We start from the raw sequence: 21131 nt of genomic DNA on the forward strand, positions 1-21131 counted from the left end.
TTTACTGCTCCCCTTTCTTCAGCTGCTGCTGCCTTTTATGAACGGCAGCTTGAAGCTTTTCATGAGGTTCTATGATGAGATCGCCATGTCCTGCAGCAAGACAGGATAGGCGAAGTGCCAGTAATTTTTCGGCGCTTTTGAGTGCAGTTTCTGCATCCCATGTAGCAAAAGCCGGGAAAGGGAAAGTCCAGCGAAGTTCACCCGTGACCGATAAGCCGCCTTTTGTTACAAGGGCATCACCGGCTATCACAATTTTTGACCTTTCATCGTATAAAGAAATGCTACCAGGTGTGTGCCCTGGTGTCGAAATGACTTTCAGCGGTCCAATCTCATCCCCTTCTTCGACAAGCACATCCGGTTTTGTACGAATATGTTTCGAAAAACTGCCTTTGATTTTTTGATGGGGTTCGCCAGGAAGTAAGGACAAGTCACCCTCAAATAGGCGGGCATCGCGTTTTGATAAATAGACGACAGCCTCTGGAAAAACCTTTTTCACTTCATCTAATGCGCCGATATGATCCATATGACTATGAGTAAGAATAATTTTGTTAATAGGCTTGTTCTTTTGTCGAGCAAATTCGATGATCGGGTTTGCTGCCATTTTTAACGCAGCATCAATTAAGATCAGTCCATTCTCTTCCTCAAAAACATAACAGTTTACCGGGAATAATCTTGGCATTAATGTGAGCTGGTGCAGACGGTCAAAAGTTGTCAATCTCATCAAGTGTCCCCCTAAAACTAATATTGTTAGTTTTATATTAACTAATACTATTAGTTTTAGCAAGCATTTTTTCATCAACCGCAATATAAATATCAATTTGCGCTTCTTTTGGGTCTAAAGATCTTTCGTCATACCATTCAAAATCGCCTGTATATGTGCGGTAATGGCGCTCATCCCACGTCCAAATTTGCTGCCATGTTTCCAATACGACCTCTTCAATCGGTCCCTTTCTCGTTCGGAATTTTGCGTAGGTGGACGCAGGAATCTCTATAACTTGTTCTAACTGCTGATCCACGAATTGTCCAGCCGTAAATAAATAAGAGCCATGCTCATCTTTTTCATAATCTGAATACAATCCTATGACGGGCGCTTGCCCTCCGTGAAGCTGCTGCGCAAAAAATTGCTGCCAGAGTGGAGCAATCTTTCGCTCTTTTGTTTGCTCCATTTCGTTTGTTGTTCGAACAGATAACCCTTTTATCCATTTTTTCTCTAATGTCACGATATCGTACATACATTCTCATCTCCTTTTTTTCTATCATATAAAAAGAAACCTGACAACACTGTGTCAAGTTTCTAATCGTTTGAGAAATTGTTTCAACTGGAGATCAAATGCTTCTTTGACATGCTTCGGAGAAAGAATGTCGACTTCTGGACCTGAGTGGAATAGGAAACTATTTAACCAATCATCAAGAGGTACGGTGATGGTGGCAAGATAAGTGCCGTCTGAACAGACGTTCAATTCATTCTCATCTACCCATTCCTTTACTTTCCCCACTGATGCTTCTGTTAACCTGAGCGTGACAGGGCTGACTGATGGTTGTTCTTGCCAAGAGTCATTCCAAGGCTTCTCTTCGTTTTTGACTCTTTTCGGTTGAAAATACCCTGAAATGGCGACAAGACCCGTCATTCTAGTCAGCTTGAACAGGCGAAAAGCTTTTTTTACACAACAAAATGCATACAAATACCAATGCCAATGCCTCCCTTTTAAAACGAGTGTATAAGGTTCCACGTTGCGTGGAAGAGTTTCACCTTTCGCATTACGATAAGTAAACTGAATGTATTGGTGCGCTGACGCAGCTGTATGAATGAGCTGGAGCTTCTGCTCTGCCTGACTGTCTTTTCCCCAGGAGCTTAAATCAATGAAGACATGATGCTGTTTTTCGTTTTCACCTGTTTGCGTGGGAATAAGCGATTTGATTTTTTTCAGAACATGCTCACTTTCTTTAAAGGAGTACGCACTCATCATGCTTTCAAGGGCTGTTAAAATGACTTCAATGTCATCATCGGTAAATAATTTTTTCTCTAAACGATAGTCCTCAACAAGTGAAATGCCGCCACCTGCTCCTTGGGTTGTCACAACAGGGATTCCTGCTTGATTGATGGTATCAATATCACGATAAATGGTCCTCGTGCTCACTTCGTGAAGTTCAGCAAGATCTTTTGCCTGTACTTGCTTCTTGCTAATGAGCAACATCACAGTAGATAAAATACGGTCAATTTTCATGACTTTTCCTCTTTTTCATAAATGTAGGTTTTGTTTTGATAAAAAAAGAAAGAATGGTAAAGATAAGTAACAGCCAGCATTCGTTTACATCCCTGCACGTGCAGGAGGAGGTTGCATCATGACACATAACGTGTGGCAGTTGTTCATGATTGGGAGTATTATATTGATCTGCATCATGATTCGAATGAATCGAATGAGACGCTATCAGCTTGTACGCCCCATCAGGCTTTTGATGAGAATGTATCTCTTTGGTCTTTCAGCCCTTATTCTCCTATCAGAAGGATGGCAAAATCATAGTATCATCATCTATGCTGCTATTGGCATGCTTTTTGGAAGCAGCCTCGCTGTTCATGCCTATCAGACGATTCGTATGAAAGAAGAAAATGGCCGGTTGTATATGAAAACGAGTAAATGGATTGAAAGCTTCATTTTATGTTTGTTTTTATCTAGGCTTAGTTTTAAGCTGGTTGAGCTGACAAACCATTCGATCACCAAAATCAGTGTCGTTGAACTGTATCAGCACATCGTAAGCGATGATGCGATGACCATGCTCAGCTTTTTTCTTTTAGCGGCTTACTATGTTGTTTTTTCTTTTCACATGATGAAAGCAAGTAAACGATCGACACATGTGCATCATGCATAAAAACCTTCCTATTAACGTAGGAAGGTTTTTTATCAATCGTGCTGTGCATGGTGAATCATCTGTTCAAGCACTTCCATCACATGCTGATCTTCAGGGCTGTAAAAAATGGAAGTCCCTGCTCGTCTAGATTTCACGAGACGAAGATTTTTTAAAAAGCGCAGCTGATGAGAAACGGTTGATTGCATGAGATTCAGTGTTTCTGCTATATCATTAACCGAGTGTTCACCTTGAGACAGCAGGTGCAGAATTCGAATACGTGTCGGATCAGATAAAGCTTTAAAGGTTTGGGAGACAAGAAATAAACTTTCATCATCCAGCTCCATCCGTTCCTGTTCTTGATTTGTATTCAGTTCTTCCTTCATTTTGCTTCACCTTTCTTGTCCGTCAAATCACGACTTATTCTATGTATCATCATATACCAAAACGTCCGGCGTGCAAAGAGAGCACACTTTAGAAAAAAGATTTACTCAAATAGCATTGACACTTGGTAGCATTCTTTTTAAAATGAGCATTATTTATTCATTTTTTTAGAGGAGCTGATAGGCAAATTGACTGAGGAGCCAAGACTAAAACGCAGCCTGACCGTCTTTCCACTTGTGGTGATCGGGCTTGCTTATATGGATCCACTTGTCGTATTTGATTCATACGGCATTGTGGCTCAGCTGACGAAAGGACACGTCGCGGCAGCTTATATATTTACGTTACTTGCATTACTATTGACAGCGCTTAGCTATGGGAATATGGTGAAGGCTTTTCCAAAAGCAGGATCTGCTTATACATACGCGCAAAAAAGTATTCATCCTCATGTTGGCTTTCTTGTAGGTTGGACACTTTTACTGGATTATTTATTTTTGCCTATGGTGAATTTTGCGATTGGAAGTGCTTATTTAACCGCAGCCTTTCCTGATGTACCTCATTACATTTGGATCATCATACTTGCTATCGCCATAACGACTGTCAATGTAATCGGTATCCGGCTTACAGCCAACATTACGGCTCTATTTGTGACTTTTCAGGTCATTGTCGCCGTCACTTTTGTTGGATTTATTATTTATGGGCTCACGCAAAACGCAGGTAGCGGAGAATTACTATCCGCCCGGCCATTTTATTCGGCGAGCTTAGATCCAGCGCTTATTTTTTCAGGAGCAACGATTTTATGTTTTTCATTTCTAGGATTTGATGCGATTTCGACCATGTCTGAGGAAACTATTAAGCCAAAAAAGACGATCCCACTTGCCATCTTCTTAACTGTTGCCATTGGAGGCGTACTGTTTACCTTGACGTCTTATTTTTTGCAGCAAGTATTTCCAAATTTTCAGCAGTTCAACCATCCCGATGCTGCCTCACTTGAAATTGCGGAATTTGTGGGCGGCGCCTTTCTCCACTCGTTCTTTTTAGCTGGCACAATGGTTGCTGTTATCTCTTCTTCCTTATCATCACATGCAAGTGCAGCAAGGCTTTTATATGCAATGGGGAGAGATGAATCATTACCGAAGCGTTTCTTCGGATATATTCACCCGAGATTAAAAACGCCTGTTTTTAATATTTTATTAATTGGTGCTTTCTCCTTAACCGCAGTCGTTGGCGAACTTGAAGTCATATATTCCTTTATTAGCTTCGGAGCGTTGATTGGCTTCACATTTGTGAACTTATCGGTTTTTGCGTATTATTTCGTTAAACAAAAACAAAGAGGTGTACTCAATACATTGAGATACGCAGTGATTCCTCTATGCGGGACGGCCTTTTGTCTATGGCTGTTAACGAGCATCAGTACAAATGCATTAATCATTGGTATGCTTTGGCTGATTATCGGTTTTGTTTATTTCTGCTACAGACTGAAAACAAGACCCGAATTTACATTTGGATATGATTGATTATCAGGTTTTCACTTGGTATCTTGTGCAGGATATGGCATAATAAAAAGGCTGTACTTCCCTTTTAAAAGCGGGGCAAAACAGGGGTGAACTGACCTTGAAAAAGAAAAAAACAGGATGTTTTGCCATTTCAGGCTGCTTCACGATTTTTCTGTTTGTTTTCGTATTAGCAGCCATTGTCATGTCCTTTAATCAAAAGGAGTTAAAAAAGTTGCCGATTGATACGGAATCAATTGTTTTGTCGAGATTGGATGATTTCAAACCGCTTGTAGAAACAGAGTTAAGAGATCAAGATTTAGATCAATATACCGCGTTAATCCTCGGTATGATGTATCAAGAATCAAAAGGCAGAGGCGGAGATCCAATGCAGTCCTCTGAATCTCTTGGTTTGAAACGAAATGAAATCAATGACCCTCAGAAAAGCATTAAACAAGGAGTCCATCATTTTTCTACTATGTACAAGCATGGGAAGAAAAAAGGCGTTGATTTGGAAACCATTATTCAAAGCTATAATATGGGAATTGGCTATATTGATTTTGTTGCAAAAAACGGGGGAAAACATTCCGAGAAATTGGCAAAGCAATACTCTAAAAAGCAAGTGAAACGAAACCCAGAAGTCTATACGTGCGGAGGCAACAAAGATAACTTCCGCTACCCATATTGCTTCGGTGACTTCACTTATGCTGAAAAAGTAAAAGAAAAAACGAAAACAGTTGAAGAAAAGATGAAATTGGCTTCGTCATCCTCACCATCATCGTAAAAAAAGCACTTCCTAAATGGAAGTGCTTCAGATTGTTGACAAAGGGCTAAAATGATTTTTATTTTAGCCCTTTGTCTCCTTTTCAGCGTGATAGAAAACCTTTGCAGTCTAGGAAGGACGAGCACTGGCGCGGAGCGAATATAACATTCGTGAACACCAGCGCGCAGGACTGACAACGAATGCGAGGGTTTGTCTACACGCTGAGCACTTCCTAAATGGAAGTGCTTTTCATTTTATCGATGTTCTTTTCCGATTTCCGGCAGGATCGTTTTCGCTAAATGCTGATCCATCTCCTCATATTCATCATAATGAATCGTTTCATACAGCTCTTGTCTCGTTTGCATGTCCTTCAGCATTCCTTGCTGCGTCCCCTTCTCCATGATTTCTGTAAATAAACGCTCATATGATTTTGCAGCGACTCTGAGTGATGACACAGGGTATATAACCATCTGAAACCCAAACATTGAAAATTCGTCTGCATGATAATAAGGCGTTTTGCCAAACTCCGTCATGTTTGCAAGAAGCGGACCTTTAATATTGTTTGACGCATGCGTGAAGTCCTCTGCGGTGATGAGTGCCTCAGGAAAAATAGCGTCAGCTCCCGCTTCTACGTAAAGATTGGCCCGTCGAATGACATCTTCCATTCCGCTTACAGATTTTGCATCAGTTCTCGCAATCACCAAAAGCGTTGGTGCCGCTTGTTTAATGGCTTTGATTTTTGCGACCATTTCTTCTACTGGAACAAGTGATTTTCCGTTTAAATGCCCACATTTTTTCGGCATTTGCTGATCTTCAATTTGAACAGCTGCCACCTTGCTCTCTACCATTTCCTTTGCCGCCCTTGCAGCATTCAATACACCGCCATAGCCAGTATCCATATCGACCAAAAGCGGCAGCTGAGAAGCTCGAATGATTTCCTTCGCTTTTTCAGCCATTTCCGTTGAATGGATCATGCCGAGATCAGGCAACCCTTTGCTGGCACAAAAAGCGGCGCCAGATAAATAGAGCCCTTGAAAGCCCATTTTTTTTGCATAAAGCGCAGACATTCCATCGTGAACGCCTGGGATTTGAAATAAAGCTGATTTGTGCATTTGTTCTTGAAAGGCTGCGGCTAAATTTGCTTGACTTGATTCATCATTCACGATCCACACACTAGTTCCCCCTTATATGACGAATAAATCCATAAATGCTGGTACAGTCGTTGTTTTTAATTGATTTGGATTTTGACAGAGTGACACAATGTGATCCACTTGTTTTTGCGGAAATCTCGTCTTCAAATGATAGAACCATTTCTTTTCGAGCAGAGGAATACCTTCCTGCCTTCTTCTGCGATGACCAAGTGGATATTCAATTTCAATTCGGTCTGTCATCGTCCCGTCTTTAAAGAAAATCTGCACACTGTTTGCAATGGATCTCTTTTTCGGGTCTAAATAATCCGCTGTATATTGTGTATCTTCTTTGACGACCATTTGATCCCGGAGACGATCAATAGCCGGATTTTGCGCCGTTTCTTCTTCATAATGGTCAGCCGTGAGCTCCCCATAGATCAATCCAATCGCAGTAATATATTGCAAGCAATGATCACGATCTGCTGGATTATACAGCGGTCCCTTCTTATCAATAATTCGAATCGCCGATTCATGTGTTGTAATCTCTACCCGGTCAATTTCATCCAATCGATCTTTTACAGCGTCATGCAGGATCATAGCAGCTTCTGCAGCCGTTTGGGCGTGAAACTCAGCAGGATAAGCAATTTTGAAAAGCACATTTTCGATGACGTATGATCCTAGCGGCTGAGCAAGTGTGAGAGATTTTCCTTTCATCAGAACATCTTCAAAGCCCCACTTCTCTGCACTAAGCGGCGTTTGATAGCCCATTTCCCCTTTAAGTGTCATCATTGCAAGTCTCACTCCGCGGCTTGTTGCATCACCTGCTGCCCATGATTTCCTTGATCCTGTGTTCGGGGCATGACGATATGTTCTAAGCGGAGAATTGTCAACAAACGCTTGTGATAAAACGTGCTGCACGTCCTCCTTTGTTCCGCCAAGCAATGCACATACAACAGCACTTGTTGCTACTTTGACAAATAGCACATGATCCAAGCCATTGCGATTCAAACAATTTTCTAATGCCAGTACGCCTTGTATTTCATGTGCTTTGACGATCGCATGTAGCACGTCATTCATCGAAAGCGGCTCTTCTCCGTTTGCAAGCCGTGTTCTACTAATATAATCGCTTACAGCTAATATCCCGCCTAAGTTATCTGACGGATGTCCCCACTCCGCTGCAAGCCACGTGTCATTATAATCTAACCAGCGAATCATACAGCCTATATCAAAAGCGGCTTGAACAGGATCTAGCACAAAGGAAGTGCCTGGAACTCTTGCTCCGTTAGGTACAACAGTTCCAGGGACGATCGGTCCAAGATGCTTCGTACATTCAGGAAAATTGAGCGCCAGCATTCCGCAACCAAGTGTGTCTATCAGCACATAACGTGCCGTTTCAATGGCTTCTTTACTTGTAATTTCTCCGTCTACTGCGTAGGCTGCGATTTCTTCTAATAGCTGATCCGTTTGATTGGCGACTGCTGTTTTATTCATGTTCATTCCCCCTTTTTTCTATCATCATCTGAAACTTTTAATCCTCTTGGTCCTAAATACCGGACTCTCGGTCTGAAAATGCGATTATGCAAATGCTGTTCAATGACATGAGCAGCTAATCCGCTAGCTCTTGCAGCAAAGAAAATCGGTGTATAAAGTGAAATTGGAATCCCGAGCACGTAATAAATAGGTGCGGCGTAATAATCAAGGTTTGGATAGAGATTTTTCTTCTCTTTCATGTATGCCTCTCCTGCTACACACATGTCATACAGCGTTGTATCGCCCTTTGATTCGGTAAGCGTTTTCAATGATCGTTTTAAAAGAGCGGCTCTTGGGTCCATTTTTCTCATGTATACCCTATGGCCAAAGCCCATCATCTTTTCCTTTGCAGCTAATTTTCGCTCAATGAGCGCAAGGAAGCCTTCTGTTGTTTTTCCTTCGAGAAGCATATGCATGACGGCTTCATTCGCTCCCCCGTGCAAGTCACCTTTTAATGAAGAAATTGCTCCAGTAAAAGCACCATACATGTCAGAATGTGTGGAAGCAATGACTCTAGCAGCAAATGTTGAATTAGGTAGCTCATGTTCACTATATAATGTGAGTGTTTGGTCAAAAGCGGTGATTTCGTCTTGGGTTGGCGTGCGTCCGGTTAGCATGGTTAAAAAGGTTTCAGTGTAGGATTTGGTCTGATCTGGAGAAATAGCGGCGTCTTTTGTGAGAATATGATAGCTTCCAGCGACAATCGCCGGCAGCTGGCCGAGTAATCGAACAGCACGTCTTTGCTGGCACGCTTCTGATCGATCTTGTAATGCATCATCGTATCCACTAAGAGCAGATATGCACGTTCTCATGGCATCCATCGGATGGGTGGTTTTTGGCAGTTTTGTTAAAATGGTTTGAATGGTCGGATGTAAGTTGGTTTGTGAGGAAATGTCTTGCTGAAATTGATGATATTCCATGGCATCTGGTAATCTTCCATAAATAAGCAGATAGGCTGTTTCTAAATAGGTCTTTTTTTGTGCCAACTCGATGAGGTCATACCCGCGAATTACAATCTCTTCTTGCTGCACATCTAAGTATGAGATCGACGTTTCGCTTGCCACAATGTCTTCAAGCCCCGGTTTATACTGCAGTTGTTCAGTCATCATATAACCCCCGTTTCGTTCAATTGTTGTTCTCCAAACGAGCAAACGGCCAGAAATGATGTGAGTCTATAGATGGGAAGATACCGTGCAAGTCGGATACCCAATTCCCATTTTATCCAAAGCACTGCATCTTGTAAATAAAAGAACGTATGTCCAGTTGGACATACGTTAGCTGTAGTATGGAGAAATCATCATATAGACAATGACGCCAGTAAGGCTGACATAAAGCCATAGCGGCATTGTCCAGCGAGCAATTTTACGGTGGCGCTCGACTTGCATCTGTGCGCCTCTAAATAGCGTAATCAGGGCAAGCGGTACAATGACTGCTGATAAGACGATATGTGTGATTAAAATAAAGAAGTAAATTGGACGGATGATCCCTTCTCCTCCGAAATGGGTATCAGCTGCCATTGAATGATAGGTCACATACGAAATTAAAAAGACCAGTGTTGTTGAAAATGCAGCAAAGATAAATCGTCTATGCGCTTTAATGTTTTTTTGTTTAATCATGATGAGTGCTGAAAGTAAAAAGATAAACGTAAAGCTGTTCATCACGGCATTTAGTAACGGCAAAAATGTAATATCCAGATGACTAAATTTATCTGATTTTGGCATTAAAAATAATAAAGCGATTAATCCGTTTATGGCAATTGTTAAAATGATCACAATACCAGTAAAATTTTTCGGTTTTTGATTCTGTTCTTTCATGTTTGAAAACCTCTCTTTATTAGTTCCGACTAAGAGTATGTTATTTAAATTTCTCTATAAAGTCAATGAATTCGCTGTCTTCGTCGAATTTTAGACAAACTTGCAAGTTGCAGGCGTTCTAACGGCTTGAAAGATCCATTCACTTCCTTTAAAATTGGAATTTATGTGATTTTTATCATTTCTGATAGGAAAGGAGTAATGGACTTGTCAATCTTACAGGAAACAGCCAAAGATGTGAAGTCGTTAGAGCAAGAATTACAGCAATTGCAGTTCCAAATGTATCGAATGCAAGAAAACATGAAAGATATTTCGAAAAAAGCAAAAATCATTGGCATCGATCAAGCGAAAGAAGATGAATGGCTGATCGTCTCTGCCATTGAAAGTGCAGATACATGTAAAATTATGCTCAGCGATTGTGAAAAAGCTTTTCGCGGACAATCTGATTTTTCCTTAATTGCGGAATATCCTGAAGAAGGAAAGATTCATATTGCCGATATTAAAGGCCCGCCAGATAATGGGTACGGCTCCATCTGCATGAAGCATTTAAAAGAAATCGCTAGAGAGCAGAACATCCCGGTGATTACTGGTGACCTCGTCAAAAGAGACTGGGATCACGTGGATCGCTTGATTCATTTTTATGAAAAGCATCAATTTGATGTCCAGATCAATTGGAAAGAACAAAGCGGAGAAATTTATTGGGTGGACAGCTAACGACAAAAAACCAGCGTGTATCATATGATATGCGCTGCTTTTTGTCGAAAATGCAAATTTTTCAGAAAAATATGTGTATTTTTGACCAAAAAAAGGGTACAATAAAAGCATCAGGCCGCCACCTGATGCTTTCTTCCAAAAAACAATTTTTTACTAGTTAAGTACTTTTACTTTGACTGATTTTACGCCCCAATTTTTCGCTTGGGATTTGCTTGGTACATGTACATCAATTTTGTTACCTTTAATTGCGCCGCCAGTATCTGCTGCGATGGCTTCACCGTAGCCTTCAACATAAACCTTACTTCCTAATGGAATGACACTAGGATCTACTGCAATTACTTTTGCATTTGGGTTTTTGTTTAAGTTTACCCCTGTTGCAGTGATACCTGAGATGCCACCATCATTTGCTGTATAAGCCGTAGCCGTAACAGTCATTTCTTTTTGTACACTCTGACTAGCAGAAGATGATTCTGCTTTAGCTGTTTCCTTTTTAGGAGCAGCTTTTTTCGTTGTTTGCTCTTTTTGGACAGGTTCCTGTTTTTGAACAGGTTCTGAGCTTACCGGAGCCGAGCTTTGGCCAGCAACACTTAGTGTTGAACCAACCATAATTATATCTGAGTTTAAGTTATTCCAAGACTTAATATCGCTAATTGACACATTGAATTTTTGAGCGATTTTCCAGAGGCTGTCCCCCTTCTGGACTTTATACTGCTCCTGAGTTTTCTCTTTTGAAGAGATTGTCAATTTATCACCCACATAGATCATATCAGTAGATAAATTGTTCCAACCCTTTAGGTCCTTTAGAGACACATCATTTTTTTGTGAGATTCCCCAAAGTGTATCACCTTTCTGTACAGTGATTTCCTTTGCAGAAGCTTGCTGTGCTCCAAATGCTGTTGTTGAGATTGCTGCAACAGCAACCAAGGACATAATAGTCTTCTTCATAAAGTAAATCCTCCCTTGTTAGCTTTTTATGGCGGCTAACGAGTGCTATCGTAACATATGTAAATGTCAATTCAATAACAAAACGATATGTTTTAGATTACAGTTCCTTTACATGAAACATCTCTCTCCATTGGTAAATCAGACCACAAAACGGCTTGATTCCTTGCCATATCAAGGTTTTAAAAGGATCAAAAACGGCCTGATGAAAACGTGTCCAAATGCAGCGAAAAAAATTTATTTTTCTTTTTCAAACTCTTTATTTTTTCTCTTTTTCTATAAATAAACGAATTTCTTCTAAAAAAACATCTCCGTATTTCTCTCTTTTTTGAGCGCCAATCCCCTTAATTTGGAGTAATTCTTCATCTGTTTGAGGCTCTACCGCTGACATTTCCTTCAATGTTTGATCAGAAAAAACAACAAAAGGCGGAACACCTTGCTCTCTAGCTAGCTTCATTCTAAGCGATCTCAATCGCTCAAATAGTGCATCATTTTCTTGAATAGCTTCTGCTTTGATCGCCTGCTTTTTATACACTGCCTCTTGTCCAACTAGCACTTTCTTCCCTTTATGGGTCACCTTAAGTGTTGGGTAAGCCCCTTCAGACATGTGCAAATACTCTTCTGTAATTAAAAATTCAATGAAGTCACTGATTTGTTGAGCCGAATGTTGTTTCATTAAAGCATATGTAGGGAGGCGGTCAAAACCTAGCTCTAGCACTTTTTTGTTTTTAGAGCCTGCCAGTACTTGGGCGATCATCATTTTACCGAATCGCTCATTCATTCTCACTGTACAAGATAACACCATCTGCGCTTCTCTTGTGACCTCTTCACGCTCTCTTTCATCAAGGCAATTGCTGCATTTACCGCAAGGCGAACTAGCTGTTTGATCAAAATAATCCATCACAAATTGCTGCAAACATTGCTCAGTATGACAGTAATCCACCATTTGCCTTAATTTAAGCAACTCATGCTGGTAGCGCGTCTCATCTTCTATTGACTGTTCAATGAGAAAACGTTGCACCCTTACACCTTGAGGTGAAAACAGTAAAATGCATTCACTTTCAAGCCCATCTCTACCGGCACGCCCAGCTTCTTGATAGTAGCTTTCTATATCCCTTGGAATTTGATGATGGATCACAAAACGCACATTCGACTTATTGATCCCCATGCCAAATGCTGATGTGGCGACCATCACCTGGATATCATCATTTAAAAAGAGGTTTTGCTGCTCTTCTCTCGTATGATCATCCAAGCCACCATGATAAACACCAGCTTTGATCTTTTGTTTTTTTAGTCGATGATAAATTTGATCCGCTTCTTTACGAGTGGCAGTATAAATAATGCCAGACTCAAGACTGTTTTTCTTCATATATTGTGTGATAAAACGTTCACTGTTTTCTCCTTTGATCACTTGAAAGGACAAATTTTCTCTAGCAAACCCAGTAAAAATGGTTTCTTCTCCGTTTATACCAAGCTGTTCACATATATCTTGTTGGACCTTTTTCGTCGCTGTAGCTGTTAATGCGACAATCACCGGTCTTTTTGACAGCTTGTTCAAGCATTCTTGAATGAAGCGATAACTTGGCCTAAAATCATGTCCCCACTCGGATATACAGTGCGCCTCATCAATTGCAATTAAAGGAATCGTTAACCGATCTAGCAGCTGAAAAAAACGTTCATTTTGTAAGCGTTCAGGGGTGATATAAAGAAGTTCATATTCCCCTTTTTCGCATTTTTTCAGCCTTTCATTCATTTCAGATGCAGACAGGGTGCTGTTTAAAAAGGAAGAACGTATGCCCATCTCATTTAACGCATCCACCTGATCCTTCATTAAAGATATAAGCGGAGATACGACGATCGTTGTCCCTTCCATCATGAGCGCAGGGATCTGATAGCAAACTGACTTCCCTCCGCCTGTCGGCATAATGCAGACGGTATCCTTTTGTTTATTTACAATCGCTTCAATGGCTTGTTTCTGTCCATTTCTAAAGGCATCAAAGCCATAATATTGTTTCAGGAGTGCTTCTGCTTGTTCTAACATCCAATTCCCTCTCCGTCATTTGTTTTGTCTATTTTAACATAGATTCTTGCCTCTACAGGCATTCAATCCAATTTCGTCTTTTCGCAAAATAAAAAGCCATTTTCCGAAATGGAAAATGGCTTGAATCATCCTAGGAAAAGCTGCGGATGCCGTAATCTAAGTAAGAAAGTTTTAAACCACCACTCCTCAAAGTGGGTGTTTGCAGAAACGTTCCTGTCTTCCTCTCTAAGGAGGCATGACATTCCAGCTTCAATATAAAACTCCCTATTACAGCTTAAAGGTTAAAACTTAATTAACATTACGCACATCGCAGCCTTTAAACTATATTACACGAAAGTTTATTAAATTTCAAGAGATCTTTTTTCTATAAAAAACTCGTGTATACAAGAGATTTGTCCTTGCACACATAAGAAAAAATTATTCTGAAAAAATGTAAATTCCACTTATTATCCTATTTATCATCATCTATGTCAACATCCTGCTCTTCCTCTAATCGTTCATACGTATCTGAATGCATCTGATCCATTGTTTGTCTATTTGTTAAATCACGCATTTGATCAGAGAAATTACGGTCAAACTCATTTGGATCTTGAGTGGTTTCTTCGTTTTTCTTCGCATCAATTGAATAGCGTGTATAGGGAACTGCTTTTAAACGGTCATAGGGAATCTCTTTCCCTGTTTTCTCACAAATCCCATATGTTCCGTCTTCCATTCGTTTCAGTGCTGCATCAATTTCGGCTTCAAGCTGGTCATCAACTTGGTCCAGCGTTTGTTCGGTCATGCGGTCTAAATAGATGCTTCCATGATCAGCGATATGGTTCCCTACACCATTTGAAATCTCGCTCGATTCACTTAGCATAGATTCCTCTTTCTTTTTTGACCCTTTTACATCTTCCTTTAATTGATTCAATCTCTCGTATAAATCAGCTTTTTGTTCTTTCGTTAAGCCCACGGTCAATCACTCCTTTCTTAATACCTTCCCGCTACAAAGGAATTGAAAACATCAAAAAAGCCACCGCCTAATTGGCAGCAGCTTTCTTCTCTTACAAGGTGCGAAGTGCTTCTTCTACTGATTTATCGCCTTTAATCAAATCAAAGGACTTATTTTTCACATTGGATTCTGTTAAGCTTTCCACAAGAACAGTAGCTACGTCCTCTCTTGAAATCTCAATGTTTTGATCATCTGGAATATGCGCTGCAGCTTCAATCTTTCCTGTCTTTTCCTCATGCAGCAAGGCACCTGGTCGGACAATGGTATAGGAAAGCCCAGACTGTTTAAGGTGTTCATCTGCTTTTCTTTTTGCCTCATAATAAATTTCCATACTTCCTTGTCCTTTTCCTTGGTTTGGATCATCGGCATTATAGGAACTCAGCATCACAAAATGCTGAATATTTTCTTTTTTCGCTGTGTCAACAAGACGTTTTGCACCTTCTTGATCCACTGCAATCGTCTTATCTGCCCCCGTTTTTGAGCCTGAACCAGCTGCAAAGATGACAGCATCTGCTTGTTTCACAGCATCTGTCACATCCTGTTCAAGATCACCGATGACAGGTAATGCACCAAGTTCTTTTAGCGCATCCGCTTGTTTTTCATCTCGAATAAGAGCAAGCGGCTCATGTCCTTTTTCTTTTAAATAACGAATGACGAGCCTACCTGTATGTCCATTTGCTCCAGCAACTAATACTTTCATTGTTCATTCTCCTTTCTGTATCTGTTTCATCTTTATCCTTTTTTGCTATCATTCAAACACGTAAAAAAAAAGCCCTTCCCAGAAAATATGGGCAAGGGCTCAGGCAATGTGCGATCTATTAAAATAAATACGAAGAATGAGAAAAGTGCATGTGATCTATGTAATCGCAAGGTTGATCAGCAGAGATGTTTTGTTAAAATGGCTTGCACATCATTCAAATCCGTCTCTTTCGAAAAATCGAGTTCAAATACTTTTGAGCTTGTGACAAGCAACATACCTGTGTCCTGATCAAACACGCCAGCTTCTTGAATGGCAAAACTTTCAATTGATCGATACGGCAAGGAGACCCTGACTTTCTTTTTAGAAAATACGCGGTTATCGCCAAAGATCAGTCGTTTATTGGTGAAACAAATTTGGTCGTGACGCAGTCTGTAAACAGCTTCAATTCTTTCCCCTTCAATTAGTAAGGATTCGAATTTCTTATCATTTTGTTTACTGACAGAAAAAATACCCACGTAAACCCCCTCTTCCTCCATCAAATTCCTTTATGAAAAAACGGCCACACGCTCTGTGGATACGTTTTGTTCTCACTTATAGAATACGCTATAAATGGTCGTTATTCCATTACGAATAGATTAAATTTCATTTAACTTTTTCTTTTTGATTCGATGCTCTTTCCTCTACTTATTTAGACAGGTAAAGCAGGAAAAAAGTTTCAGTTCTTTTTGAGAAAATGGGTAAATTGTGACCAATAAAAAAAACAGTGATTTTTTCAAATCACTGTTTAAAAATGACTATTCGTCTTTTGGTGTTTCAATAGTTCCCTCTGCATACACATCGGAAATCTGCTCAAGTGTAATCGCCATATCAGCATCTTCGTTATCATGCCAAGCATTTTGTTGATTCTGCTCATCTGTTTGCTTCTTTTTCATCATCATCACCCTTTACTGTTTTTCTTAGTATGAGTGATGATCACCAAAATCATTCAGCAGAAATGTCTTCGAAATACTCTTTATAATACCCGCCGACTTTACCTGTATTATCAACGACAAACAGGAATTCTTCTGTTTCATTTTTCACTTCATATGTGCTGCCAACGGTTAGTGCACGGTCGACCATATATTTTTTCGCATTCGTATGTATACATTTTACTTGTTTTAACGTTTGAGCCGTTTGCCAGTTTTGATGGATCATGATTTAAAAACTCCTTTTTTCATCTATACATTTATTGTAGCCAATTTTTCATGAAATGCAATGAGTGTTATGGATTGCTTTCAAAGATGTCGTGTAATATGATGAATGTATACGTTTACATTCATGTGCGTATACTAGATCATTTGCTTCAAGTCCGCTTTTCCACCTAGAACTCGCAGAACAATCCATTTCTTTAAGGAGGTTTGTTTATTTATGAGCTCTACAACACTTCAAATTAGTTCAAAACTCGAATCTTTTCTCCAAGGGACGAAAAAACTCTACATTAATGGCCAGTTTGTCACAAGTCACGATAACAAAACCTTTTCAACTCCTAACCCAGCCACAGGTGAAACCCTTATTGATGTATATGAAGCAGGTGCAAAAGACATTGATGAGGCAGTAAAAGCAGCCAAAAAAGCCTTTCATGGTCCTTGGCGCTCCATGTCTGCCGCCGAACGCGCCCGCTTCATGTTTAAGCTTGCTGATTTAATGGAAGAAAACCAAGAAGAGCTCGCGCAGCTTGAAACTCTAGATAACGGGAAGCCAATTAATGAAACAACCAATGCAGATATCCCTCTCGCAATCGAGCATATGCGCTATTATGCGGGCTGGACAACCAAAATAAGCGGACAAACCATTCCTGTCAGCAAAGGATACTTTAACTATACCCGTCATGAACCTGTTGGCGTTGTAGGACAAATCATTCCTTGGAACTTCCCGCTACTTATGGCCATGTGGAAAATGGGTGCGGCACTTGCGACTGGCTGCACCATCGTGTTAAAACCAGCAGAACAAACACCCCTCTCTGCGCTCTATTTAGCTGAATTAGTAGATAAAGCCGGCTTCCCAGAAGGTGTGATTAACATCGTTCCTGGATTTGGTGAAACAGCTGGGAACGCTTTAACCGATCACCCTGATGTAAACAAGATTGCCTTCACGGGGTCAACAAGTGTTGGGAAACTCATTATGGAGAAAGCTGCCAAATCCATTAAGAGAGTCACATTAGAACTTGGCGGAAAATCACCAAACATTATTTTGCCAGATGCCGATTTAAAGAAAGCCATTCCTGGTGCTTTAAATGGGGTTATGTTTAACCAAGGTCAAGTATGCTGTGCAGGTTCTAGGGTCTTTGTTCACCGGAGTCAATATGATGAGGTTGTTGATCAAATGGCTGAATATGCAACATCCCTCAAACAAGGAGCCGGTCTTCATCAAGATACACAAATCGGGCCTCTTGTCAGTAAAGAACAGCATGAGCGCGTGTTAGGCTATATTGAAAAAGGTAAATCAGAAGGTGCAACAGCTGTTGTCGGTGGCGATTGCCCTTATGAGGCTGGTTATTTTGTCTCCCCTACTGTTTTTAAAGATGTAGAAGATGATATGACCATCGCAAAAGAAGAAATCTTTGGACCTGTCCTATCTGCGATTCCTTACGATTCCATTGAAGAAGTGGTCGAAAGAGCCAACCAGTCTGACTATGGATTAGCCGCAGGACTTTGGACAGAAAACTTAAAGCATGCCCATGATATTGCTGCAAGCCTTGAAGCAGGCACGATTTGGGTCAACTGCTACAACGTCTTTGATGCTGCCTCCCCGTTTGGAGGATACAAGCAATCAGGTCTTGGCAGAGAAATGGGATCATACGCCCTTAACAACTATACAGAAGTCAAAAGTGTGTGGATTAACCTCCAAGACTAATGACGCCTATTAAGCCGGTGACCAAGTCATCGGCTTTTTTGTGATTGCATGTGACAGGCAGGCTCCTGAATATAGTAATAAAGGAAAGGAGCATGGCAGAATATGCAAGATTTCAAAACGAAAGTAAACGTATATATGGATGAACTGCACATGCAAATGCAGCATAGACAACGAGAAGATGGCGCTTTTGTCTTCTGCTTTGAAGGGTCCATGATGACAAATGCTTTTTTAATTATGTTATTAAAGGCTGTCGGCGATACGGATCAGGCTTTGGTTCATCAATTGGCAGAAGCAATTCGCGAAAAGCAAAATGAGGATGGTTCTTTCTCTTTGTATCATGATCAGGCGGGACATGTAACCGCGACTGTGCAAGGCTACTGCGGAATGCTTGTGTCAGGCAGGTATCAACAAGATGAGCCGCATATGGAAAAAGCAGCACGATATATACGATCAAAAGGTGGATTAAAAGACGTTCATTTTATGACAAAGTGGATGCTTGCCGTCAATGGAATGCACCCTTGGCCATACTTCTATGCCCCACTTTCATTTTTACTCATCCCTACATACTTCCCGCTTCACTTCTATCATCTTAGTGCCTATGCAAGAATTCATTTTGTCCCAATGATGATTGCACTTAACAAACGATATACTTCCCATGAGCAGTTTCCAAGCTTATCACATCTTGATGCGAACATGTCTAAAAATCCTTTTGACTGGTTTATGGCAAGAGAAGAACGTTCCACTCACCACTTTCTAGCGTACATGCGGTCGTATACAGCACTCGACAGCAGGTTCGACTTTTTCGGGTATGAGGCAGCGAAGCGATATATGTTTGACCGTCTTGAAAAAGATGGCACGCTGTACAGCTATTTAAGTGCCAGTATTTTTATGGTCTATGCTCTCATGAGTCTTGGATACTCTCCGGGACATCATCTCATTTTAAAAGCAGTCAAAGGGATGAAACAGCTAGTCACTGACTGTGGGGGGAAGAAATACGCTGAGAATTCTACATCTACTGTTTGGGATACAGCGCTTGTCAGTTATGCTTCTCAGCGAGCGGGCAGAACACAAGATGATCCAGTTATTAAAAAGTCTTTTACGTACTTACTGAACCGGCAGCAAATGAAGAAAGCAGATTGGGCAATCCATAACCGGCATGCGGCTCCGGGAGGCTTTGGTTTTTCAGATTTGAACACAAATAACCCAGATTGTGATGATACGCAAATTGTGTTAAAAGCCATTCCTCAAACTTATGCTCCTGTTCAGTGGAAACGAGGATTTGATTGGCTTCTTTCCATGCAAAACCGGGATGGTGGCTTTTCAGCTTTTGAAAAAAATCAAGATCACTTCTTGCTTCGTCATCTCCCGCTCGAATCTGCTGAGGATGCGGCCATTGATCCTTCTACTCCTGATATTACAGGTCGTGTGCTCCACCTTATCGCTTCTGAAGAGAACGACAAGTCACCACTCATGCAAAGGCAAAAAGATCATTGTGTGAAATGGCTGCTTGATCATCAAGAGAAGGACGGATCATGGTACGGCAGATGGGGCGTTTGCTATATTTATGGTACTTGGGCTGCGTTAACTGGACTAAAGGCTAGTGGCATCCCCTCATCGCATCCTGCTGTTCAAAAAGCATGTCGATTTTTAAAAACCATTCAATTAGAAGATGGCAGCTTCGGAGAATCGTGTAAAAGTTCAGAGGTTAAAAGATATGTCCCGCTTCCATTTGGAACAGTGGTTCAAACGGCTTGGGCTGCTGAGGCACTTTTACAATACGTGCAGCCAGATGACAAATCGATTTTAAAAGCCATCTCGTTTTTGATTCAACATCAGCATTCGAGTAAAGCTTTGCACTATCCAGTAGGCATTGGTCTTCCAAAGCAATTTTACATTACCTATCATAGCTATCCATTTGTTTTTCCAATGATGGCTTGTTCCACATTTTTAGAAGAAATGAGGCGTAAAAATGAATAAGGAAGAATATCGTATGCAGCTTAAAGATTGGCTTAGCTCCATTCAAGATGCAATTCAAGATGACAACATCCGTCAAAAAGCAGAACATTTATCGTTCATCATGAATGATGAGCATTCCAGTGAAGAAGAGTGGTACACATTGGCTGAAAGTATTGCAGAGGATATAATTCCACAAGATGCAATGCGAGATGTAGCAGTTGGCGGTCATCAATTACCCCCTCTCCCTTACCGGTATGATGCACTAGAACCGTTTATTTCAAAAGAAATTATGTATTTGCATCACCAGAAGCATCACCAATCATATGTTGATGGTCTGAACCAAGCTGAGCTTGCCTTAAAAAGAGCGAGAAGAACCAATGATTTTAAGATGATCAAGCATTGGGAACGGGAGCTTGCCTTCAATGGTGCGGGACACTATTTACATTGCATTTTTTGGTTTTCCATGAGTCCTTCAGGGAAGCGAAAGCCCACTGGGCAAATGCTTCGCCAGATTGAACAATCGTTTGAAAGCTATGATGCATTCAAAGCCCAATTTTCTGCTGCAGCTAAACAAGTAGAAGGTGTCGGCTGGGCGATTCTCGTTTGGGCGCCCAGATCTCAGCGATTAGAGATTTTACAAGCAGAACGCCACCAATTTTTATCACAATGGGATGTGATCCCTCTTCTCGCTCTTGACGTATGGGAACACGCCTACTATCTGCAATATCTGAATGAAAAAGCGGCCTATGTAGATCGTTGGTGGAATGTCGTTGACTGGCATGAGCCAGAAGCACGGCTTAAGCAAGCTCAGCAAGTGAAATGGACCCCTTTTTAACAACGCTACTCCATGTAGGCATCCGCTTATATGGAGTATTTATGGTTTACATAATATAATTATAAACAACTTGATAAAGAATGGGTTGTTTTTTCAGAAAATTCATTT

General features: G+C 40.8%; 22 protein-coding genes and 1 other RNA gene. 7 read left to right on the top strand and 16 right to left on the bottom strand.

Features of this window, described 5'->3' with window-relative positions:
* Window position 1 precedes the first annotated feature (1 nt).
* From GPS65_RS11060 to GPS65_RS11070, 3 genes are read right to left on the bottom strand one after another with little or no spacing between them, the layout of a single operon-like run.
* Window positions 2-721, bottom strand: coding sequence for an MBL fold metallo-hydrolase (locus GPS65_RS11060; protein ID WP_119124993.1), 720 nt, complete (start codon window positions 719-721; stop codon window positions 2-4).
* Between the two features lie 37 nt (window positions 722-758).
* The gene (locus tag GPS65_RS11065) at window positions 759-1232 is read right to left on the bottom strand and encodes a GyrI-like domain-containing protein (RefSeq protein WP_012010235.1); all 474 of its coding nucleotides are present in this window, start codon (window positions 1230-1232) and stop codon (window positions 759-761) included.
* Between the two features lie 54 nt (window positions 1233-1286).
* Window positions 1287-2225, bottom strand: a complete 939-nt coding sequence (locus tag GPS65_RS11070; RefSeq protein ID WP_161985422.1) for a helix-turn-helix transcriptional regulator — start codon at window positions 2223-2225, stop codon at window positions 1287-1289.
* Between the two features lie 118 nt (window positions 2226-2343).
* Here GPS65_RS11070 and GPS65_RS11075 point away from each other — a divergent pair, with 118 nt between their 5' ends.
* Window positions 2344-2868 (top strand): CcdC protein domain-containing protein, encoded by a 525-nt coding sequence (locus tag GPS65_RS11075; protein ID WP_012010237.1) that lies wholly within the window; start codon window positions 2344-2346, stop codon window positions 2866-2868.
* Between the two features lie 32 nt (window positions 2869-2900).
* Here the strand turns inward: GPS65_RS11075 and czrA are convergent, their stop codons facing one another.
* Window positions 2901-3230 carry a Zn(II)-responsive metalloregulatory transcriptional repressor CzrA gene (gene czrA / locus GPS65_RS11080; RefSeq protein ID WP_119124995.1) on the bottom strand — a complete coding sequence of 110 codons (330 nt, stop codon included), beginning with the start codon at window positions 3228-3230 and terminating at the stop codon, window positions 2901-2903.
* Window positions 3231-3416: 186 nt separating this feature from the next.
* Between czrA and GPS65_RS11085 the strand changes: the two genes are divergently transcribed.
* Window positions 3417-4742 (top strand): APC family permease, encoded by a 1326-nt coding sequence (locus GPS65_RS11085; protein WP_088004469.1) that lies wholly within the window; start codon window positions 3417-3419, stop codon window positions 4740-4742.
* A 97-nt stretch (window positions 4743-4839) separates the two neighbouring features.
* Window positions 4840-5502 (top strand): lysozyme family protein, encoded by a 663-nt coding sequence (locus tag GPS65_RS11090; RefSeq protein ID WP_012010239.1) that lies wholly within the window; start codon window positions 4840-4842, stop codon window positions 5500-5502.
* Between the two features lie 233 nt (window positions 5503-5735).
* Here the strand turns inward: GPS65_RS11090 and prpB are convergent, their stop codons facing one another.
* From prpB to GPS65_RS11110, 4 genes are all read right to left on the bottom strand, one after another.
* The gene (gene prpB / locus GPS65_RS11095; RefSeq protein WP_012010240.1) at window positions 5736-6653 is read right to left on the bottom strand and encodes a methylisocitrate lyase; all 918 of its coding nucleotides are present in this window, start codon (window positions 6651-6653) and stop codon (window positions 5736-5738) included.
* Between the two features lie 12 nt (window positions 6654-6665).
* Window positions 6666-8102: a bifunctional 2-methylcitrate dehydratase/aconitate hydratase gene (locus tag GPS65_RS11100; protein WP_119124997.1), complete on the bottom strand. Its 1437-nt coding sequence runs from the start codon at window positions 8100-8102 to the stop codon at window positions 6666-6668.
* A 2-nt stretch (window positions 8103-8104) separates the two neighbouring features.
* Entirely contained in the window at window positions 8105-9247 is a 1143-nt protein-coding gene (gene mmgD, locus GPS65_RS11105; protein WP_012010242.1) for a citrate synthase, read from the bottom strand.
* A gap of 168 nt (window positions 9248-9415) precedes the next feature.
* Complete coding sequence (locus tag GPS65_RS11110) at window positions 9416-9955, bottom strand: DUF420 domain-containing protein (protein WP_012010243.1); 540 nt, start codon at window positions 9953-9955, stop codon at window positions 9416-9418.
* 198 nt (window positions 9956-10153) lie between these two features.
* On the opposite strand from GPS65_RS11110, the gene GPS65_RS11115 reads away from it, so the two are divergent.
* Window positions 10154-10666 (top strand): hypothetical protein, encoded by a 513-nt coding sequence (locus GPS65_RS11115; protein WP_238389092.1) that lies wholly within the window; start codon window positions 10154-10156, stop codon window positions 10664-10666.
* Between the two features lie 153 nt (window positions 10667-10819).
* Here GPS65_RS11115 and GPS65_RS11120 read toward each other — a convergent pair whose 3' ends face one another.
* The 8 genes from GPS65_RS11120 to GPS65_RS11155 form a co-directional block, all read right to left on the bottom strand.
* Window positions 10820-11611: a LysM peptidoglycan-binding and 3D domain-containing protein gene (locus GPS65_RS11120; RefSeq protein WP_012010245.1), complete on the bottom strand. Its 792-nt coding sequence runs from the start codon at window positions 11609-11611 to the stop codon at window positions 10820-10822.
* A gap of 256 nt (window positions 11612-11867) precedes the next feature.
* Complete coding sequence (gene recQ / locus GPS65_RS11125) at window positions 11868-13649, bottom strand: DNA helicase RecQ (protein WP_119124998.1); 1782 nt, start codon at window positions 13647-13649, stop codon at window positions 11868-11870.
* A 133-nt stretch (window positions 13650-13782) separates the two neighbouring features.
* Window positions 13783-13968: non-coding RNA, 6S RNA (gene ssrS, locus GPS65_RS11130), on the bottom strand.
* A gap of 132 nt (window positions 13969-14100) precedes the next feature.
* Complete coding sequence (locus GPS65_RS11135) at window positions 14101-14601, bottom strand: TraR/DksA family transcriptional regulator (protein ID WP_119124999.1); 501 nt, start codon at window positions 14599-14601, stop codon at window positions 14101-14103.
* 91 nt (window positions 14602-14692) lie between these two features.
* Window positions 14693-15340, bottom strand: a complete 648-nt coding sequence (locus GPS65_RS11140; RefSeq protein ID WP_119125000.1) for an SDR family oxidoreductase — start codon at window positions 15338-15340, stop codon at window positions 14693-14695.
* A 176-nt stretch (window positions 15341-15516) separates the two neighbouring features.
* Window positions 15517-15855, bottom strand: coding sequence for a PH domain-containing protein (locus tag GPS65_RS11145; RefSeq protein ID WP_012010249.1), 339 nt, complete (start codon window positions 15853-15855; stop codon window positions 15517-15519).
* Window positions 15856-16134: 279 nt separating this feature from the next.
* On the bottom strand, window positions 16135-16272 hold the full coding sequence (locus tag GPS65_RS11150; protein ID WP_223250615.1) for a DUF4025 domain-containing protein: 138 nt from the start codon (window positions 16270-16272) through the stop codon (window positions 16135-16137).
* A 49-nt stretch (window positions 16273-16321) separates the two neighbouring features.
* Window positions 16322-16534: a DUF6501 family protein gene (locus tag GPS65_RS11155; RefSeq protein ID WP_012010250.1), complete on the bottom strand. Its 213-nt coding sequence runs from the start codon at window positions 16532-16534 to the stop codon at window positions 16322-16324.
* Window positions 16535-16747: 213 nt separating this feature from the next.
* Here GPS65_RS11155 and GPS65_RS11160 point away from each other — a divergent pair, with 213 nt between their 5' ends.
* The 3 genes from GPS65_RS11160 to GPS65_RS11170 all read left to right on the top strand — a co-directional run bounded on the left by GPS65_RS11160 (window position 16748) and on the right by GPS65_RS11170 (window position 21023).
* On the top strand, window positions 16748-18232 hold the full coding sequence (locus GPS65_RS11160; RefSeq protein WP_012010251.1) for an aldehyde dehydrogenase family protein: 1485 nt from the start codon (window positions 16748-16750) through the stop codon (window positions 18230-18232).
* A gap of 102 nt (window positions 18233-18334) precedes the next feature.
* The gene (locus tag GPS65_RS11165) at window positions 18335-20209 is read left to right on the top strand and encodes a terpene cyclase/mutase family protein (protein ID WP_012010252.1); all 1875 of its coding nucleotides are present in this window, start codon (window positions 18335-18337) and stop codon (window positions 20207-20209) included.
* Window positions 20202-21023, top strand: a complete 822-nt coding sequence (locus tag GPS65_RS11170; RefSeq protein ID WP_119125001.1) for a superoxide dismutase — start codon at window positions 20202-20204, stop codon at window positions 21021-21023. Before GPS65_RS11165 ends, GPS65_RS11170 begins: the two co-directional genes overlap by 8 nt.
* Window positions 21024-21131 lie beyond the last annotated feature (108 nt).

Source organism: Bacillus pumilus (assembly GCF_009937765.1).
Classification (GTDB): domain Bacteria; phylum Bacillota; class Bacilli; order Bacillales; family Bacillaceae; genus Bacillus; species Bacillus pumilus_O.

Excerpts from the sequence above, each read along its gene's own strand:
- GPS65_RS11060 (WP_119124993.1), bottom strand. The coding sequence starts at position 721 with ATGAGATTGACAACTTTTGACCGTCTGCACCAGCTCACATTAATGCCA.
- GPS65_RS11065 (WP_012010235.1), bottom strand. The coding sequence starts at position 1,232 with ATGTACGATATCGTGACATTAGAGAAAAAATGGATAAAAGGGTTATCT.
- GPS65_RS11070 (WP_161985422.1), bottom strand. The coding sequence starts at position 2,225 with ATGAAAATTGACCGTATTTTATCTACTGTGATGTTGCTCATTAGCAAG.
- GPS65_RS11075 (WP_012010237.1), top strand. The coding sequence starts at position 2,344 with ATGACACATAACGTGTGGCAGTTGTTCATGATTGGGAGTATTATATTG.
- czrA (WP_119124995.1), bottom strand. The coding sequence starts at position 3,230 with ATGAAGGAAGAACTGAATACAAATCAAGAACAGGAACGGATGGAGCTG.
- GPS65_RS11100 (WP_119124997.1), bottom strand. The coding sequence starts at position 8,102 with ATGAATAAAACAGCAGTCGCCAATCAAACGGATCAGCTATTAGAAGAA.
- mmgD (WP_012010242.1), bottom strand. The coding sequence starts at position 9,247 with ATGACTGAACAACTGCAGTATAAACCGGGGCTTGAAGACATTGTGGCA.
- GPS65_RS11110 (WP_012010243.1), bottom strand. The coding sequence starts at position 9,955 with ATGAAAGAACAGAATCAAAAACCGAAAAATTTTACTGGTATTGTGATC.
- GPS65_RS11115 (WP_238389092.1), top strand. The coding sequence starts at position 10,154 with ATGGACTTGTCAATCTTACAGGAAACAGCCAAAGATGTGAAGTCGTTA.
- GPS65_RS11120 (WP_012010245.1), bottom strand. The coding sequence starts at position 11,611 with ATGAAGAAGACTATTATGTCCTTGGTTGCTGTTGCAGCAATCTCAACA.
- recQ (WP_119124998.1), bottom strand. The coding sequence starts at position 13,649 with ATGTTAGAACAAGCAGAAGCACTCCTGAAACAATATTATGGCTTTGAT.
- GPS65_RS11140 (WP_119125000.1), bottom strand. The coding sequence starts at position 15,340 with ATGAAAGTATTAGTTGCTGGAGCAAATGGACATACAGGTAGGCTCGTC.
- GPS65_RS11150 (WP_223250615.1), bottom strand. The coding sequence starts at position 16,272 with ATGAAAAAGAAGCAAACAGATGAGCAGAATCAACAAAATGCTTGGCAT.
- GPS65_RS11155 (WP_012010250.1), bottom strand. The coding sequence starts at position 16,534 with ATGATCCATCAAAACTGGCAAACGGCTCAAACGTTAAAACAAGTAAAA.
- GPS65_RS11160 (WP_012010251.1), top strand. The coding sequence starts at position 16,748 with ATGAGCTCTACAACACTTCAAATTAGTTCAAAACTCGAATCTTTTCTC.
- GPS65_RS11165 (WP_012010252.1), top strand. The coding sequence starts at position 18,335 with ATGCAAGATTTCAAAACGAAAGTAAACGTATATATGGATGAACTGCAC.
- GPS65_RS11170 (WP_119125001.1), top strand. The coding sequence starts at position 20,202 with ATGAATAAGGAAGAATATCGTATGCAGCTTAAAGATTGGCTTAGCTCC.